This is a genomic window from Pseudomonas sp. ERMR1:02 (genome assembly GCF_002277815.1).
Lineage (GTDB): Bacteria > Pseudomonadota > Gammaproteobacteria > Pseudomonadales > Pseudomonadaceae > Aquipseudomonas.
Map to the genome: position 1 here is coordinate 112341 of NZ_NKJI01000014.1, position 14059 is coordinate 126399.

General features: G+C 59.4%; 13 protein-coding genes and 2 pseudogenes. 5 read left to right on the plus strand and 10 right to left on the minus strand.

The window, feature by feature from the left end:
* Window positions 1-71: 71 nt before the first annotated feature.
* The 5 genes from CES87_RS22475 to CES87_RS22495 all read right to left on the minus strand — a co-directional run bounded on the left by CES87_RS22475 (window position 72) and on the right by CES87_RS22495 (window position 4547).
* Entirely contained in the window at window positions 72-1313 is a 1242-nt protein-coding gene (locus CES87_RS22475; protein WP_128607833.1) for an FAD-binding oxidoreductase, read from the minus strand.
* Between the two features lie 51 nt (window positions 1314-1364).
* Window positions 1365-2075, minus strand: coding sequence for an ABC transporter permease (locus CES87_RS22480; protein ID WP_128607834.1), 711 nt, complete (start codon window positions 2073-2075; stop codon window positions 1365-1367).
* On the minus strand, window positions 2072-2791 hold the full coding sequence (locus tag CES87_RS22485) for an ABC transporter permease (protein ID WP_128607835.1): 720 nt from the start codon (window positions 2789-2791) through the stop codon (window positions 2072-2074). The genes CES87_RS22480 and CES87_RS22485 overlap by 4 nt, the downstream gene beginning before the upstream one ends.
* A gap of 111 nt (window positions 2792-2902) precedes the next feature.
* Window positions 2903-3658, minus strand: a complete 756-nt coding sequence (locus CES87_RS22490) for a transporter substrate-binding domain-containing protein (protein WP_128607836.1) — start codon at window positions 3656-3658, stop codon at window positions 2903-2905.
* Between the two features lie 13 nt (window positions 3659-3671).
* Window positions 3672-4547 carry a MurR/RpiR family transcriptional regulator gene (locus CES87_RS22495; protein ID WP_128607837.1) on the minus strand — a complete coding sequence of 292 codons (876 nt, stop codon included), beginning with the start codon at window positions 4545-4547 and terminating at the stop codon, window positions 3672-3674.
* A 563-nt stretch (window positions 4548-5110) separates the two neighbouring features.
* On the opposite strand from CES87_RS22495, the pseudogene CES87_RS22505 reads away from it, so the two are divergent.
* A pseudogene (locus CES87_RS22505) lies at window positions 5111-5251 on the plus strand (RidA family protein); the annotation flags it as partial.
* 62 nt (window positions 5252-5313) lie between these two features.
* On the opposite strand, the pseudogene CES87_RS33500 reads toward CES87_RS22505, so the two are convergent.
* Window positions 5314-5677, minus strand: a pseudogene (locus CES87_RS33500) (LysR substrate-binding domain-containing protein); the annotation flags it as partial.
* Between the two features lie 65 nt (window positions 5678-5742).
* Between CES87_RS33500 and CES87_RS22515 the strand changes: the two are divergent.
* The 3 genes from CES87_RS22515 to CES87_RS22525 all read left to right on the plus strand — a co-directional run bounded on the left by CES87_RS22515 (window position 5743) and on the right by CES87_RS22525 (window position 8679).
* On the plus strand, window positions 5743-6339 hold the full coding sequence (locus CES87_RS22515) for an alpha/beta fold hydrolase (protein ID WP_256591043.1): 597 nt from the start codon (window positions 5743-5745) through the stop codon (window positions 6337-6339).
* Window positions 6340-6583: 244 nt separating this feature from the next.
* Window positions 6584-7642, plus strand: a complete 1059-nt coding sequence (locus CES87_RS22520; protein ID WP_128607838.1) for an aromatic ring-hydroxylating dioxygenase subunit alpha — start codon at window positions 6584-6586, stop codon at window positions 7640-7642.
* A gap of 86 nt (window positions 7643-7728) precedes the next feature.
* Complete coding sequence (locus tag CES87_RS22525; protein ID WP_128607839.1) at window positions 7729-8679, plus strand: PDR/VanB family oxidoreductase; 951 nt, start codon at window positions 7729-7731, stop codon at window positions 8677-8679.
* 9 nt (window positions 8680-8688) lie between these two features.
* Here the strand turns inward: CES87_RS22525 and CES87_RS22530 are convergent, their stop codons facing one another.
* From CES87_RS22530 to CES87_RS22540, 3 genes are all read right to left on the minus strand, one after another.
* Window positions 8689-9402 (minus strand): GntR family transcriptional regulator, encoded by a 714-nt coding sequence (locus CES87_RS22530; protein ID WP_128607840.1) that lies wholly within the window; start codon window positions 9400-9402, stop codon window positions 8689-8691.
* A gap of 87 nt (window positions 9403-9489) precedes the next feature.
* Window positions 9490-10695 (minus strand): OprD family porin, encoded by a 1206-nt coding sequence (locus CES87_RS22535; RefSeq protein ID WP_128607841.1) that lies wholly within the window; start codon window positions 10693-10695, stop codon window positions 9490-9492.
* A 111-nt stretch (window positions 10696-10806) separates the two neighbouring features.
* A complete protein-coding gene (locus tag CES87_RS22540; protein WP_128607842.1) occupies window positions 10807-12141 on the minus strand; it encodes an MFS transporter in 1335 nt (444 codons plus the stop codon).
* 398 nt (window positions 12142-12539) lie between these two features.
* On the opposite strand from CES87_RS22540, the gene CES87_RS34505 reads away from it, so the two are divergent.
* The gene (locus CES87_RS34505) at window positions 12540-12650 is read left to right on the plus strand and encodes an integrase core domain-containing protein (protein WP_371858250.1); all 111 of its coding nucleotides are present in this window, start codon (window positions 12540-12542) and stop codon (window positions 12648-12650) included.
* 62 nt (window positions 12651-12712) lie between these two features.
* Here the strand turns inward: CES87_RS34505 and ltrA are convergent, their stop codons facing one another.
* Window positions 12713-14005 (minus strand): group II intron reverse transcriptase/maturase, encoded by a 1293-nt coding sequence (gene ltrA / locus CES87_RS22545; RefSeq protein ID WP_128606251.1) that lies wholly within the window; start codon window positions 14003-14005, stop codon window positions 12713-12715.
* Window positions 14006-14059 lie beyond the last annotated feature (54 nt).

Here is a 14059-nt window from a genome sequence, read left to right on the forward strand (position 1 = left end):
GGTGTCCGGGCTTGCGGCGAGCGGAGTGTCTACAAGGGCAGAGAGGGCATGCATGGTCTTGTCTCCGGCAATCAGTGAAAGCGCTCAGCGCTGTACGGGGCAGGGTTGGTAAAGGGAGTGGCACCGGTCATCAACTCGGCCAGCAGACGGCCGCAGACCGGGCCGAGGGTCAGGCCATGGTGGGCGTGCCCGAAGTTGAACCACAAACCTTTGTGTCGTGGCGCGGGGCCGATCACCGGGCACATGTCCGGCAAGCATGGACGGCGTCCCAGCCAAGGCTCGGCATCCAAGCGTTCGCCCAGCGGGTAGAAGGCGCGCGCCAGCTCTTCGCAGCGACGTAGCTGGATTTCGTTGACCGGGTCCTGGCTGTCGGCGAACTCGATCCCGGTGGTCAGGCGAATGCCGCCGACCATCGGTGCCAGGACATAACCGCCCACCGGGTCAAGCAGCGGTTGTTGCAAGCGCGTGCCAGGCAGGGTGGCATAGTGCATGTGATAACCGCGCTTGATCGCCAGTGGAATGTCATACCCTAGTGGCTCGAAAATGCCCCGCGCTTGCGGGCCGAGGGCGACCACGGCTTCGTCTGCAATCACCAGGCCCTGTTCGCTCTGCACTTCCCATTTACCCACGCGCTGGCACAGGGAGAGGGCATCACCGAGCACGAACACGCCACCGCGCTTGACGAACAGTTCGGCATAGCCACGGGTCAGGCCGCCTGGATCGCTGACGGTCTTAGGGTCCAGCCAGTGAATGCCGCCGAGCACGCTGGTGTGCAGGCCCGGTTGACGGGCATGGATCTGGTCCAGGCCGAGCACTTCATACTTCAGGCCGTAGTCCTTGAGTGCGGCGGCATCGCCCTGGGCCTTGGCAAAAGCCGGTTGCGAGCTGTACGCCTCGACCCAACCATTGGCCTGGATCAACGGGCCCATGCCGGCCGGTTCCGAGAGTAGGTCATGTTCGCTGACGCAGCGCTCCACCAACGGCAACATGGCCCGGGTCGCGGCGGCCAGCCCCTTGGCCCCGGAGTGCCGCCAGTATTGCAGTAACCACGGGCCGGCCTTGGGCAGGTACTTGAGGCTGTAACGCACGTCCGACTGCTGGTTGAGGGCGTAGCGCAACAGGCTCGAGAGCTGGCGCGGGAACGAATAGGGGATCACGCTGGCGCGTTCGATCAGCCCGGCGTTGCCATGGCTGGTGCCATTGCCCGGCTGTTGGCGGTCGATGAGTACGACCTTGCGGCCGCGAGCCTGTAACTGGAGTGCGGTACTGACGCCGACAATCCCGGCGCCCAGAACGATAGTTTCGCAATGCATGGGTAGATCCTTGGTGCAGGGGCGCCCACGGCAGCCCGAGAGAAAATCGGTTTACTGCAGGTGACGGCCGAGGCGTCCCTCGATCGCTTTCAGGCTGCGCCTCACCACTTCCACGATTAGCAGGTAGAGCACGGCGGCCCAGAGGTAGATCTGGAAGTCGAAACTGCGCGAGAAGGCGAGTTTGGTCACCCCCATCAAGTCGTAGATGGTCACCAGGGAGGCGATGGCGCTGGCCTTGATCATCAGGATTAGTTCATTGCCCAGCGGGCCGATGGCCACCAAGAGGGATTGCGGCAGGATGATTTTGCTAAAGGTGGTCCAGCGCGACAAGCTGAGGGCTTTGGAGGCTTCGCGTTGGCCCTGGGCAACGGCCAGGATGCTGCCGCGCAGAATCTCGGCCTGATAGGCCGCCGTGTTCAGGGTGAAGGCCAGCAGCGTGCAGAACCAGGCGTCGCGGAAGAACCACCACAGACCCACGTCCTGCCAGAAGCTTTTGAACGAACCCAGGCCGTAATAGAGCATGAACAGCTGGGCCAGCAATGGCGAGCCACGGAAGAAATACACATAGACGCCGGTAAAACGGCTGATAAGGCGGTTACTCGACAGGCGGCCCAAGGCGATCAGCAGACCGAGAAGGGCGCCCAGCGTGAAGGAAATCGCCACCAGCTTGGCCGTCACCAGCAGGCCATCGATGAAGCGTGGACCATAACGCTCCAGCAAATCAGGACTAAGGAACAGGTTCTGCAATTCATCGAAGCTCATGGGCGAGCGCTCCGTTGATGGCGGCTGAAATGCTGCTCCAGGAACTGGAACAGTCGGCCGGAAATGGCCGAGAAAAACAGGTAACCAAAGCAGGCCACGGCGTAGAACAGCATCGGTTCTTTGGTGACGCTGACCGCTAGGTTGGTCTGGCGCATCAGGTCCACCAGGGAAATGGTCGACACCAACGAGGTGTCCTTGAGCAGCGACAGCCAGTTGTTCGACAGGCCAGGCAAGGCAATGCGCACCAGTTGTGGCAGTACCACTTTGGTAAAGGTGGTGCGCCGGGACAGGCCCAGGGCCGCTGCGGCTTCGAACTGGCCTTTGGGCACGGTCTTGAAGGCGCCCAACCAGATCTGGCTGGAAAACGCGGCGAACACCAGGCTGAAGGCAATCATCGCGGCGAGGAAGGTATTGATGGCGACTTCGGTCTCGTAGCCCATTGCGGCCAACAGTTTCTGCGCGCCGATCTGGCAGCCGTAGTAGATGATCAACAGTGTCAGCAATTCGGGTAGCCCACGGAACACGGTGGAAAACACTGTGCTCATGGCTTGCGGCCAACGTCTCCGGGAACGGGCGGCCAGCGCGACGCCCAAGCCCAGCGGCAGGCCGATCGGCAGGCAGCTCAGGGCCAAGGCAATGGTCACCAGAGCGCCGGCCAGCAAGGCCGAACCCCAGCCGCCGCTGGCGAACGATAGCAGTGACAGATGTTCGAACATGCTCGAACCCTCTCGGTAAATTAAGCTCGCATGTGCTCGCCGCACCCGTTGAGGGTGCGGTGCAACATGTCGGAAATGAACGACCCTCAGGCTCGCCGGAGGGGCAGGGGATCAATAGATATCGAAAGCGAAGTAGCGGCTGGAGATCTTCTTGTAAGTGCCGTCCGCGACGATTTCATCCAGCGCCTTGTTAAAGCGCTCGCGCAGGGCATCGTCGCCCTTGCGCACCGCGATGGACGCATCGGCGGTGGTGCCGTTGACGTCACCGATGATCTTGCAGCAATCCTTGCCGGCGCTTTCGGTCCAGGCCAGCAGCGGGAATTTGTCTGCAATCACCCCGTCGACGCGGCCGGCAGCCAGGTCGCTGTTGGCTTCATCCAGGGTGGGGTAGAACTTCACGTCGGCTCCTGCCGGGCCGTAATGTTCTTCGGCATAAATGGCTTGGGTCGAAGACGCCTGGGCACCGACCGAGAGGCCCTTGAAGTTGGTCTGGGCGTCGGTAATGTTCGAGTCCTTGGGCACGGCCACGGACAGGGGGGTGCGGTAGTAGTGGTGGGTGAAATCGATTTTCTGTCTGCGCTCATCGGTGGCGATCATCGAGGCCACGACCGCATCGTATTTCTTGGCCATCAGCGCCGGGATAATCCCTTCCCAGTCCTGGGCAACGATGCTGCATTGAACGTTCATGCGTTCGCACAGCGCGTTGGTGATGTCCACATCAAAACCGCGCAACTTGTTGTCCGAGTCAACGTAGTTGAACGGCGGGTAAGCCCCTTCGGTGGCGATTTTAAGTACTTCAGCCTGCGCACCGGTTGCCCCGGCCAGGACGATTGCGCATATACCGGCAAAGCGAATGACGTGTTTCATCTAGCACCTCGTTTTATTGTTTTGAGCTTGGTGACGATGTGTATCCAACGAACTCGTTGTGTAAGGCCGCAATTGCTTCAAGACGCTTTTCGACCTCCGGACCCAGCTGTTTGCAGACGTCGTTGACCAGCAGATGCACCAACGACAGCATCGCCGCCGTCGATTCCCAGAACAGGTTGAACTCAGTGGGCACGCGGAACACTTCATCGGCGTTCTGTTCGGCCCAGTCGCAAAAGGTGTCGGTGATCAGCGTCACAGGGATTCCGGCATCGCGGGCCTTGCGGCACAGGGTCAGGGCGTGGCGGGAATAGCGGCGGGCTTCGAACACCACCAGCGCACTGTCTTCGGGGGTACTGAGCAGCACGTCGGCGTAATGCCCGGCGGCACCGTCGACCCAGTGTGTGTCATCGCGCAGGTACTGCAACAGATGCACCATGGATGCAGCGATGCCACGCTCGGTCTGGAATCCGGCGACGAACACCTTGCGCCGGGTGGCCAGGCGCTGGCTGACGCTTTGCCAGGTCGGGGTGAGGCTATATTCGTAAACCTTAACCAGGGCCGCGACTTCTAACTCGAAGCTGCGCGGTAGGCCTTGCGGGCCCTGGCTGGCTTGATGGCGAAACTCCTGCAAGCGATCGCCCACCAGCCATGGGCCATCGCCTAGGTCGACCTTGAGGTCGTTTTTCAGGTCTTTGAAGTGGCTATATCCGAGGGAGCGACAGAAGCGCCCCACACTGGATTCACTGACGTTCAATTTCGCGGCAATGTCAGCGGCAGTCTGGAACGGCAGTTCATAGAGGTTGGCCAGCATATAGTTGGCAATCACCCGGCCAGAGGCAGCGGCGGTTGAAAGACTGCTTTCAAGGCGTTTTTTGATGGTCTGGCTCAAGGCTGCTTCCTGTTGTTTTTCAGCGCTTAGGAAAGAAAATGCGTGTTTTCTGGCATTAAGTCAATATATGACAGATAACTGTCACGACCGATGGTCATCACTCTGGTACGCAGCATCGACAACTCGGTTGGAGGTTCAGGATGCCCCAAGCACGACTTTGTACAGTGAGGAAGCCAAGAATCCCATGTGAGCCATCCTCTTGGTCACCTGGCACTACATCAATCATTTTCTAATGCATCGTCGGCAGGACACCTGAGGAGGGAGAAACGCAAAGTTCTGAAACGGTCAATTGTGGATGAACGTCCAGAGATCGGTATTCAGTTTGTCGATAGCGGCATTAAAGTCCTTGGCGGTGATTTGCTGACACTCGTTCTCTAGCTGGCTGCCGAATAAGCGAGGCGATCAGAAGATCGCCTGTTGAATGTTGGTGCTTGCTGTTGGCCGATTGTTGTCTGTCGCCAAGGAGTCATGACCAGAGTTGCCCGTTTATTCAAGTTGATGGCCTTTTTACAGTGGCTCCATCGTAAACAGCGGGCCGCGATGCGCCCCGAAGGAGGTATGCAATGACCAGCAAACGTGATGTCGTTTTTCCGCTTGACCGCCCTGCACTGTGCGAGCTCCACCGCTACTCGCCGGCGATTCGCTCCAACGGTTTTCTGTTCGTATCCGGTCAGGTCGGCAGCCGCAAGAATGGCACGGCCGATGCCTTTGCCCGAGTGGTGGAAACCGGCAGCTTAACCAAGGCGGCAGCTACCCGGCACATGAGCAAGACCACCGTAACGCAGTCGATAAATACCCGCACCTTTGCGCGCTGACATGACGATTCGGCGGGAATGGCAGATACATCGGCATTGGCGCCATGTGCCAGTCCTCAAACAGCGCAGCAGCTCGCCGCTGACCAGGTGCGGTTTGGCCATGTACTGCGGTAGCCAGAGCATGCCCAGACCAGCCAGGCCAGCGGCGAGATACGCATTGCCGTCGTCGACCATCATTTGCGGGCGGCCCTGAGCCTCGATGCGTTCCTCACCCCGCTGCATCGCGTAAGGCAAGGTTTTGCCTGTACGAAACCAGAGGTAGCCGACGGTACTGTGTCTGCGGAATTGATGGCCAAGCATGCGCCGGTGATCGGGCAGGTTTGAAGGTGGAAAGGGCTTTCGACTATCGGCAGAAGTGTCGGGTAGGCCAAGGGGAAACCATGACAACTCAGAACTTAACCATCAAAGGCTTGCAGTTGAACGTTTCAATCCGCGGCCAAGGCTCACCGCTGCTCTTGCTCAATGGCCTGGGTGGTTTGATCCGTACCTTCGATCCCTTGCGCGATGAACTCGTGGACTACACGACCATTACGCTGGACGTGCCCGGGGTCGGCAAATCGCAAATGCCCCGCTGGCCGATGCGTCTGCCGCGCCACGCCGACCTGATCGCCGAGATGCTCAAGCAATTGGGAATCGACCAGGTCGATGTGTTCGGCGTGAGTTGGGGCGGTGCATTGGCGCAAGAGTTCGCCCTGCGTTACCCGAGCATGGTGCGCCGGCTGATCCTCGCGGCGACCTCGGCCGGCCCGGCGATGCTGGTGAAGCCCGCCGACATTCTGGACTTTTTTGGCAGGAGCAAAAGCGCCAGACGGCGCACGCAAGAAGGCTCGCGCCATTCGATACAAACGCTGCTGCGCTTCGGTGTGGTGAACGGCATGCTCACCGTCAACCCGCGAAGCTATTATCACCAACTCAGCGCCCTGATCGGCTGGACCAGCCTGCTGCGGCTGTTCCGTCTGCGCCAGCGCAATGGCTAGGACAACGATCCTTTCATTCAAATCTTTACGCTTAACAGCGTCGAACGCGTCACTCAGTGCCCAGCGTTTATCGCGATCCCAAATACAGCCTTGGCATTTCGGACGCTAGTCACGGCACTGATCCAGGTCTTTTGTCAAATACCAATGGATCCACTAGTGTCTGTAAATAGGCGTAATGCTTGACTTTAACGCGGATATACAGATTTAATGGATCCACAAAAACAAGCCTGCGCTGGAGATCTTCATGTATCCGAGAAACACCTGGTATGTCGCCTGCACCCCGGACGAGATCACTGAAAAGCCCCTGGGGCGGCAAATTTGCGGTGAGAAAATCGTCTTCTATCGAGGCCATGAGGGGCGTGTTGCCGCCGTCGAGGATTTTTGCCCGCATCGCGGCGCCCCCTTATCGCTTGGGTATGTCGAGAATGGCAACCTGGTCTGTGGGTACCACGGTCTGGTGATGGGCTGTGACGGCAAGACTGTTGAAATGCCGGGTCAACGCGTACGGGGCTTTCCGTGCAACAAGATTTACGCGGTCGAAGAGCGTTACGGTTTTATCTGGGTCTGGCCTGGGGAGCAGGACAAGGCTGACCCCGCGCTGATTCATCACTTGGAATGGGCTGTCAGTGATGAGTGGGCCTACGGCGGTGGGTTGTTTCACATCGGCTGCGACTATCGCCTGATGATCGATAACCTGATGGACCTCACCCACGAAACCTACGTGCACGCCTCCAGCATTGGCCAGAAAGAGATCGATGAAGTGCAGCCGGTCACCACGGTTCAGGGGGACGAAGTTGTCACGGCACGCCACATGGAAAACATCATGGCGCCACCGTTCTGGCGCATGGCCCTGCGTGGCAACAACCTGGCCGACGATGTGCCGGTGGACCGTTGGCAGATCTGCCGCTTCAGCCCGCCCAGTCACGTATTGATCGAAGTGGGCGTCGCCCATGCCGGCAAGGGCGGTTACCACGCAGAGCCGCAACATAAGGCGGCGAGCATCGTGGTCGACTTCATTACCCCGGAAACCGACACCTCGATCTGGTACTTCTGGGGCATGGCGCGCAACTTCAAACCCCATGACCAGGACTTGACCGCCAGCATTCGCGAGGGCCAGGGAAAGATCTTCAGCGAAGATCTGGACATGCTCGAGCAACAGCAGAAAAACCTACTGGCCAATCCTCAACGCAACTTGCTCAAGCTCAACATCGATGCTGGTGGGGTGCAGTCCAGGCGTGTGCTGGAACGCATCATTGCCCGTGAGCGCGCACCGGAAATTGAGCTTATTACGTCGGTCAAATAGCGAAGGGGAGTTCCCTTGAACTCCGTCTGACCACTCCCATTCCTATTGTTCGCGGCTACTGCGGTAGCTGGTCCTGAAGGTGCGACATGATTGAAGTCGTCGTGACATCCCGCAACAACGAAGCATTGGATATTTGCAGCTACGAGTTGACCTGCGCACGAGGAGGGCCATTGCCCAGCTTCAGTGCGGGGGCTCATATCGACGTGCACTTGCCCAGCGGACTGATCCGCCAGTACTCACTGTGCAATCATCCGCAAGAGCGCCATCGCTACCTGATCGGCGTGCTCAAGGATGCCGCCTCGCGCGGTGGTTCTCAGAGCATGCATGAGCTGATCAACAGTGGCGATCGGCTGTTCATCAGCGAGCCACGTAACCTTTTTCCGTTGGTGGGAGAGGGAAGGCGCAGCCTGTTGTTCGCCGGCGGCATCGGCATTACCCCGATTCTGTCCATGGCCGAGCAACTGGCCCACAGCGGTGCCGATTTCGAATTGCATTACTGTGCTCGCTCCAGTGGACGTGCGGCTTTTGTCGAACGACTGAAAGGGTCATCTTTTTCCGATCGCGTGCATTTGCACTTCGATGAGGAAGTCGAGTCGCGCCTGAACGCCGCCGAGGTTTTGGCAAACCCGGCGCCGGACGTGCATCTATATGTCTGTGGCCCTTCGGGTTTCATGCAGCATGTGCTTGACAGCGCCAAAGCCCAGGGTTGGAGAGACGGACAGTTGCACCGTGAATACTTCGCTGCGGCACCGGTGGACGCCAGTGCCGATGGGGCGTTCCAGGTCAAGCTTGGCGGTAGCGGGCAGGTGTTCGACATTCCGGCCGACAAGACGGTGGTCCAGGTGCTGGAGAGCTACGGTGTAGAGATTCCTGTTTCGTGCGAGCAGGGTGTTTGTGGAACCTGCCTGACCCGTGTGCTGGAAGGGGTGCCCGATCACCGCGACCTGTTTCTCACCGAAGACGAGCAGGCCGCCAATGATCAATTCACGCCCTGCTGTTCGAGGGCCAAATCGGCGCTGTTGGTGCTGGACCTCTGAACCAGTCGTTTACTCGCCGCGCGCGATCACCTTTATCCGTTCGCTAGTGCTGCCAGCACCAAACACCTCGGCGTAGCGCAGGGTCGCATTGGCATGCTCGCGCATGATGGCTTCCGCGCGGGCGCCCTGGCGGCTGACCAGCGCATCGAACACCGAGTGGTGTTGCATGTGGGCGAAGTTGAAGCGCCGGTATTCGCGCACCATGTCTTCGCGATCGATGGCCAGCGCCGATACCGAGGCAAAGGGGCGATGGTCGTTGCGCGCCAGGGCTTCGGCGATGGCCGGGTTAGCGCTGCTTTCGACGATCACCTGATGAAAGCGCATGTTGAGGTCATGGAATACCTCAAGGTCCTCTTCTGTCACATAGCCTTTGTCGAACAGTGCGTCGCCTTGCACCAAGCACTCGCGCAGCGCCGCCTGCGCCTGTTCGCTCAATCCACGCTCGGCACTCTGCCGTGCGGCCAGCCCCTCCAATACCCCACGCACTTCCACGGCCCCGGCGATATCGTCGGCGCTCAGCGAGCGCACCTGATAACCCCGTCCGCCATGGCGCACCAGCAAGCCTTCCTGTTCGAGGGTAAGGAAAGCCATGCGTACCGGCATGCGCGAGACACCGAAGCGTTCCGCTGTAGGTATTTCCATCAGCCGCTCGCCGGCCGCCAGTTCGCCCGAGGCAATCATTTTGCGCAGTGCGACCAGCACCATTTGACCGGGTTTACTCATGCAGGCGACTTCCAGAGAGGTGGGTCGCCATAGTAACGCAAGGAGGGGCAAGCTGCAGGGGCGACGAGCGCCCCTGGAGGAAGGCGATCAGAGGGACAACGGGTAGCTGATGATCACGCGGGTCTGGTCGAGGTCGCTATTGAAACTGCGACGGTTGGTGGCATTGTTGACACGCACGCTGAGGTTTTTCAGCGGGCCACTTTGCAGGGTGTAGCTGACTTCGGTGTCACGTTCCCATTCCTTGCCATTGCTTCCAACCTTGGTGGTGGCGTTGTCGCCGTGGCCGTAGCGGGTCATCAGCAAAAGGCCGGGGATACCGATGGTGGCGAAGTCGTAGTCATAGCGAGCCTGCCAGGAGCGTTCATCGGCGTTGCTGAAATTGCCGTTGAACATGTCGTTGCCCAAAGTCCGACCGCTACTGCCATAGACCGACATCCAGCCGGTATCGCCGCTGACCTTCTGCAGGCCAAGGTACAGGGTATGACCGCCGAGCCTGGCCGAGAATAACCCGTAGGCGGTGTGGCTTTGCACATTGCCGATACGTGCGCTGCCGTCTTCCTTGTCGATGAAATACCCCAGGTTGGCGGCGAGGGCCCAGTCACCGAACGTCTGCTTATGCAGCAGGTTCAGGTAGCTTTGCTGGTAGATGTCTTCGAGTTGCGAGTGCCAGGCGCCGATCTGGGTTTGCTGGTCATTGAAGCGGTAATCGGCGCCTGCATACTTGAAACTGTTCGACGTAACGGCAGGAGCAGCCCAGGCAGAGAGGTCTTGCATGTCGGAGGAGTTGCGCAGGCTCACGGCGGTGTATCGACCCGCCTGCAGATTCAGCCCTGGAAGCTCCCGGGACACCAACTGGGTACCCCGGAAGGTCTGGGGCAGCAGGCGGCCGTCATCGTAGCGCAGCAGCGGAATGTCCGGCATGAGCTCACCGTGCAGCAGCTCGGTGGCGGATAAACGCATTTTTGCCGCCACGCCAGCGCGCCCGTAGTTGTCGGCGGAGCGCCCATCGTCGTGCACCGGCAACAGTTCCGAACCGCTGCGTTGCGGGCCGCTGTCGAGCTTAATGCCGAGCATGGCTATACCATCAAGGCCAAAGCCGAGCGTGCCAGGTGTATAGCCGGAATTGAATTTGAGGATGGCGCCTTGAGCCCATTCTTCTACCTTGCTCTTGCTGGCGCCCGGGTCCCGGAAATCACGATTGAAATAGTAATTTCGCAGCATTAGGCTGGTCTTGGAATCTTCGAAAAAACCTTCGCTTTCGGCATTGGCGCAAGGTATCAGGGCAAGCGCCATTGCACCGCCGAGCAGGGCCCGGGAGGGAGGGGGAAGCTAGTCATTATTGTTATGTTCCTGGGAGGACGTAGTCTGTAGCGGGGCGGCCCCCGCTACCTCTTTGCAAGGGTGTCAGGCCCGGCTGAGTTGGGTGTCAGGCTGTGGTTGGGCGCCTGGCCGAAGTGCCAGAAGCACAACGGCGGCGATGACGAAAACCACGGCAAACACCCCATACAGGTGCAAGGGTTGCCAGCCGCTGTCCAGCAACAGACCGGCGACGGTCGGCGAAAGAATCGCGCCAATACGCCCGATACCGATGCCCCAACCAACCCCCGTCGCGCGCACCGAAGCGTCATAGACAATCGGCGACAACGCGTACAGCCCCGCCACGCAGCCGTTGGAAAACAGGCCGATCAACAGACCCAGGCCGAGCGCCATTGACACCGATGAAGCCGAGCCGACGAACAACACCAGCAAGCCTGCGGTCATCAGCATGAACAGCGACAGCACGCGAGTCAGCCGCCAGCGCGAGGCCATGCCGCCAATCAGTGCCGCGCCGAAAATACCGCCGACGCTCAGCAACACTCCGCCGCTGATGCCTTGTTGTGCCGACAACCCTGCCGCTACCAGCAGCTTCGGCGTCCAGCTCATCACGAAGTAGAAGCCGAACATCACCAGGAAGAACAGCAACCAGATCAGCAGGGTGGTGCGCCGCGAGGCCGGTGAGAGCAACTGCGCCACGCGTCCGCGGCCCGAGGTCGGCGCTGTCGCGGCGATGGGCAAGTCGCGCAGGGCGGGCTGGCCGAGGTGGGCGGCCAGACGATTGACCCGTGCCAAGGCGTTGACGGGACGGCGGGCAATCAGAAAATCCAGCGACTCAGGCAAGTACAGCAGCACCAGGGGAATCACCGCCAGGGTCACGGCGCCACCGAAGATGAACACCGAGCGCCAGCCAAAGTGCGTCAGCAGCCACACCGACAACAAGCCCCCAAGGGTCGCGCCCAAGGCATAACCGGTAGATTGCAGGCTGACCGCCAATCCTCGCCAGCGTTTGTTGGCGTACTCACTGGCAATCACGTTGCTGCTGGCCAGGATCCCGCCAATGCCCAGCCCGGTCAGCCCGCGCAGCATCGCCAGTTGCACGGGGGTCTGGCTCAGCGCCGACAACAGCATGCCGACCCCGGAGAGCAGCAAGCAAAACAGGATCAGTGGGCGACGACCAAAGCGATCCGCCCATGGCGCAATGAACAGAGAGCCTGCCGCCATGCCAAACAATCCGGCACTCAACAACAAGCCGATCTGTGCCCCGTTCAGGCCCCATTCGGCAGACACCGAGGAGGCCGTGAAGGCCATCACCAGCACGTCGAAGCCATCAATCATGTTCAGAACAATGCAGATGCCCACGGCCAGCCACTGGAATGGCGCCATTGGCCGCTCATCCACCACGCTCTTCAGATCGACAGTCATGGTCGCCCCTCGATACGAGGTTGCGTACAGGTAAAGCTGCAATGGCACACGAAGGTGGGTACAAGCCAAGGCTTGAGCCCGATTGAGAAGTCACTCATCACGACACCCTTGTTATTTTTATGAGCGGGCAGGCGTAGTACCTGACACCGGTTGGCGCCAGTCAATCAATTTATGGATCCATTGAAAAGTACTTGCTAGAAAAAACTTATCTGTATTTTTCTATAAATAGAAGAAAACCGTTTTAAAACAATAACATACGCAAAGTTTAAATGGTTCGATTATCGAACAATGCAGAATTTATTTTTCAAAGGGATCCATTGGTTGGAGGCAAACTCGCAGGTGGCTGCTTTCATCTGGTGACCGAGTCCGTTCCGAAAAGCATTCACTGACAGTGCTCAATGCCGAGTGAGCTGGCGCAAGCGGAGCAGATGGTTCGGGAGGTGATCTTGATCTACAACCAGGAGCGCCCGCACTTGGCTTTAAATCGGCATAGGGGGCGGCCTTCATAGGCCGCTCCCCTGCCACACCACCCGGCATGCGGGTCCGCACCGGGCGGTTCGAGAGATTGAGGTTATGAGAGTCGCACCAGACCCAGTCTGTCGAACCACGCCACATTCAACACTCGATTGAGCTCAAAGCGGCTGTTACGCCACCAGCTATGAGAGTTGGCCGCCACTTTCCGAGCCGTTTGGCTGCTGGCTCCCAACCCCCGCAGTTCGCGGTAAATCGTCGGACCACGCCTCCATTGTTTAAGCTGGATCGCTCGCAATCGGTGTCGCATCCACTCGTCCAGCTCTCGCCAGATTTTCGGCGTTTGTGACAACCCGAAGTAAGTTTTCCAGCCCATAAGATAAGGGCGTAGGTTCTCGACAACTTGTCGCAGACTGCGACCGCCTGAGCGACGGGTGAGTTCGCGTATCCGTTGTTTGAACTGCTTGCGCGCCTTGACCGCCACTGCTCTTTTGACGCCTTGTGGAGAAGCCCAGAAGGCGTATCCCAGAAACTTGCGGCCAAACGCGCTCGCCACCGCACTCTTGCTCTCGTTGACGCTCAAGTGCAGCCTTTCATACAGACGCTTCAGCAAGTCCATCACCCGTTGCCCCGCCTTATGACTGCGGACATACACATTCGCATCGTCGGCATAGCGCACGAAGCAATGACCTCGACGCTCAAGCTCCCGATCCACTTCGTCCAGCAGCACATTCGCCAGCAACGGCGACAGCGGACCGCCTTGCGGCGCCCCGCAGCGGCTTTTCTCGACCACGTCATTGATCAGCGTTCCCGCATCCAGATAAGCCCGGATCAAGCGAACAACCGCCCGGTCCGCGATCCTTTTGCCTAGACGATCAATCAAAATGTCGTGATCGACCCGGTCAAAGAACTTCTCCAGATCAACATCCACCACCACTCTGCGCCCTGAAGACACATGACGCTGAGCCGCTAGAACGGCATCCTGCGCCGAGCGCCCCGGGCGAAAGCCGTAGCTATGTTCACTGAACGTCGGATCGAGTATTGGCTGCAAGACTTGCAGGAACGCTTGTTGGATCAAGCGGTCGGTGACCGTGGGAATACCCAACTCGCGCTGACCGCCGTCAGGTTTGGGAATGACCACTCGGCGTACCGGACTGGGCCGGTAGACACCTGATAGAAGCTGTTCACGAATTGTTGGCCATCGAGTCAGCAGATGCTCGGCGGTCTGTTCAATATCCAGACCGTCGACTCCCGCCGCACCTTTGTTGGCCTTGACCCGCTTCCACGCCCGTTTCAGGTTTTCTCTCGCAAAGGCCCGCTCCAGCAGCCCTTGCCCTGCGTTGTCGGGTTCATTTTGCGGGCGATTGACCTCGTCGCTGACGGAGCTTCTCACGGTTTCACCGTTCGCAGTCTCTATCCGCCCCGCGTTTGGCAGGCATCTGACTTC

What these genes read in the sequence shown, in the direction of transcription:
- CES87_RS22475 (WP_128607833.1), bottom strand. Translation starts at nt 1,313, where the DNA reads ATGCATTGCGAAACTATCGTTCTGGGCGCCGGGATTGTCGGCGTCAGT.
- CES87_RS22480 (WP_128607834.1), bottom strand. Translation starts at nt 2,075, where the DNA reads ATGAGCTTCGATGAATTGCAGAACCTGTTCCTTAGTCCTGATTTGCTG.
- CES87_RS22485 (WP_128607835.1), bottom strand. Translation starts at nt 2,791, where the DNA reads ATGTTCGAACATCTGTCACTGCTATCGTTCGCCAGCGGCGGCTGGGGT.
- CES87_RS22490 (WP_128607836.1), bottom strand. Translation starts at nt 3,658, where the DNA reads ATGAAACACGTCATTCGCTTTGCCGGTATATGCGCAATCGTCCTGGCC.
- CES87_RS22515 (WP_256591043.1), top strand. Translation starts at nt 5,743, where the DNA reads ATGACAACTCAGAACTTAACCATCAAAGGCTTGCAGTTGAACGTTTCA.
- CES87_RS22520 (WP_128607838.1), top strand. Translation starts at nt 6,584, where the DNA reads ATGTATCCGAGAAACACCTGGTATGTCGCCTGCACCCCGGACGAGATC.
- CES87_RS22525 (WP_128607839.1), top strand. Translation starts at nt 7,729, where the DNA reads ATGATTGAAGTCGTCGTGACATCCCGCAACAACGAAGCATTGGATATT.
- CES87_RS22530 (WP_128607840.1), bottom strand. Translation starts at nt 9,402, where the DNA reads ATGAGTAAACCCGGTCAAATGGTGCTGGTCGCACTGCGCAAAATGATT.
- CES87_RS22535 (WP_128607841.1), bottom strand. Translation starts at nt 10,695, where the DNA reads ATGGCGCTTGCCCTGATACCTTGCGCCAATGCCGAAAGCGAAGGTTTT.
- CES87_RS22540 (WP_128607842.1), bottom strand. Translation starts at nt 12,141, where the DNA reads ATGACTGTCGATCTGAAGAGCGTGGTGGATGAGCGGCCAATGGCGCCA.
- CES87_RS34505 (WP_371858250.1), top strand. Translation starts at nt 12,540, where the DNA reads ATGCCGAGTGAGCTGGCGCAAGCGGAGCAGATGGTTCGGGAGGTGATC.